The following is a 1,028-nucleotide window of genomic DNA, read 5'->3' as shown; positions in this document are numbered from 1 at the left end:
CGCGCGGAGCGATCGACTTTTCCTACTGCGTGATGGCGGCGCCTTTTGCGCTTTTCGTGGTGCCCTGGCCGGAGCCGCATATGTGGCTGATTTTCGCTGTCGCCTGGGGGATCCACGTCTTCTACAAGCTGTTCCAGGCGCTGGCCTATACCAAGGGCAGCTACACCGTGGTCTACCCGGTGGTGCGGGGCACCGGGCCGCTGTTCACGGTGATCGGCTCCTTCTTCCTGTTCGGCGAGGTATTCACCCCGGTGCAATGGCTGGGGGTGGCGGTGCTGCTGGCGGGGATCTTCGGACTGGCGGGGTACAACTACCGCTATTTGACGGTGAACCGCGACACGCTGGGAATTGCACTGGGGCTGGCGGTGGTCACCGGGTTGTGTGTGGCCGCCTACACCACATATGACGCCTATGGCATCCGGGCGACGGCGGATCCGTTCACCTTCCTCGCGTGGTTCTTCATGATCGACGGGCTGGTGTTTCCGGTGATTGCCTTCACCCGTTGGCGGACCATGCCCGCGCGGCCGGCGCCGGGGCCGCTGATGGTCCGGGGGGTCTTTGGCGGGCTGGTCGCCTTTGCGTCCTTTGGCGCGATCATGCTGGCCACAAGGCTGGACAAAGTGGGGGAGGCGGCGGTGCTGCGCGAGACCTCCACAGTCTTTGCAGCCCTGATCGGCTGGCTGGTGCTGAAGGAAACTGTGGGGCCGCGCCGGATTGCCTTGATGGCTTTGATCGCGCTGGGCGCCGTGATAGTGGAAATGGGCGGCTGAGACCGCGCGCAGAACTGACAGGAGGCCCCATGGCCGCAAAGAAGATCAACCCGACCCTGAAGATGCTGTTGGAACTGGGCCCGGTCGTCCTGTTCTTCATCGGCTATCTGAAGCTGAAGGATGAGGTGTTTCTGATCGGTGGCAGCGAGTATCAGGGCTTCATCGTCATCACCGCAGCGTTCATTCCGCTGATGGTGGCGTCCACGCTGGCCTTGTGGAAGCTGACCGGGCATCTGTCGCGGATGCAATTTGCGACCC

The 1,028-nt window shown here is 63.1% G+C and carries 2 protein-coding genes; both read left to right on the top strand.

The window, feature by feature from the left end; translation table 11 throughout:
- Positions 1-770, top strand: a 770-nt coding sequence (locus tag A2I95_RS42120) for a DMT family transporter (RefSeq protein WP_291738179.1), incomplete at its 5' end; no start/stop codon positions are given.
- A gap of 29 nt (positions 771-799) precedes the next feature.
- On the top strand, positions 800-1,028 hold a 229-nt coding region (locus tag A2I95_RS42115; protein WP_291738178.1), incomplete at its 3' end, for a septation protein IspZ.

It is taken from the genome of Leisingera sp. F5 (assembly GCF_001593695.1).
This window is presented reverse-complemented; position numbering and strand designations above follow the sequence as displayed.